Consider the following 1,113-nt stretch of genomic DNA (forward strand, 5'->3'; position numbering starts at 1 on the left):
ATGCGATCGCCGCCTGAGACCGAGCCGGTCTTGGCTTGCTATCGGCTCATCTGAGAAAGTGTGTTTTTACACGGCCAAGACCCGAAGCGGACTTCTCTTCGTTATGGTAGAACGTCACAATCGCAACCAACACTTTTTGGCTCCGTCAAAGGATCGCACATGCACCGACGCAATTTCATGACCCTTATCTGGGGTATGGTAGGCGGCGGACTCTCTTCGGCATTTGCGCAATCTGCGTCGGTGCCAACGGTCGGATTTGTAAACAACGGTTCGCCGAAAGCTATTGCTGGTTTACTCGGCAAGTTTCGCGAAGGTCTCGCTGAAGCAGGTTTTGTCGAAGGCCAGACGGTGGCAATCGAAACCCGTTGGGCTGAAGGAAGCGATGACCGCTTGCCGGCCTTGATTTCCGACCTTGTTCAACGCCGAGTTTCGGTCATCGCGGCGACGGGAGGAGGTCGGTCAGCTTTGGCTGCGCAAGCAGTCACTTCTACTGTTCCGGTCGTATTCGTAATGGGGGGCTCACCGGTGTGAGCGTTTTAGCAAATGATCTTCTAGCAAAGCAGATCGCGATTTTGCATGAAACGATTGCAAAGGACGCAACGATTGGCTTTCTCGTAAAAACAACTAACCCTCTTGCAGACAATGATATCAAAGAAGCAACGAACGCGTCGGAAATGTTGGGTCACAAGGCTCTCACCGCTAAAGTTAACGCACAATCCGAGATAGCTGTCGCTGTGGCCGACCTCGTGCAGAAGGGGGCTGCGGCGCTGGTGATTTTTCCCGACGCGCTGTTTGCCGGTAACTTAGCTGAATTGGCCGAACTGACGATTAGTCGCAAACTTCCGGCGATCTACAGTTTCCCCGGCTTTGCGGCCGCCGGAGGACTTATCAGCTACGGGGCCAATCAGAGCGAAGCCTACCGCCAAGCCGGCATCTATGCGGGACGTATTTTGAAGGGCGCGAAACCCTCGGAGCTACCGGTTATGCAGTCGGCGCATTTCGAGTTCATCGTCAACCTGAAGACCGCTAAAGCGATTGGAATTAGTCTTTCGCAGACACTGCTAGGCACCGTCGATCAGGCTATCGAATAGGGGGTTACTCACTTCCGCTTAT

The 1,113-nt window shown here is 53.8% G+C and carries 2 protein-coding genes; both read left to right on the forward strand.

Annotated elements, in window-relative coordinates:
* The first annotated feature begins 159 nt into the window (after positions 1-159).
* Entirely contained in the window at positions 160-531 is a 372-nt protein-coding gene (locus tag XI09_RS08565) for an ABC transporter substrate-binding protein (protein WP_271566451.1), read from the forward strand.
* The gene (locus XI09_RS08570; RefSeq protein ID WP_271566452.1) at positions 528-1,091 is read left to right on the forward strand and encodes an ABC transporter substrate-binding protein; all 564 of its coding nucleotides are present in this window, start codon (positions 528-530) and stop codon (positions 1,089-1,091) included. The genes XI09_RS08565 and XI09_RS08570 overlap by 4 nt, the downstream gene beginning before the upstream one ends.
* The last annotated feature ends 22 nt before the right edge of the window (positions 1,092-1,113 follow it).

It is taken from the genome of Bradyrhizobium sp. CCBAU 11386 (assembly GCF_028128955.1).
GTDB lineage: Bacteria > Pseudomonadota > Alphaproteobacteria > Rhizobiales > Xanthobacteraceae > Bradyrhizobium.

What these genes read in the sequence shown, in the direction of transcription:
- XI09_RS08565 (WP_271566451.1), top strand. Translation starts at nt 160, where the DNA reads ATGCACCGACGCAATTTCATGACCCTTATCTGGGGTATGGTAGGCGGC.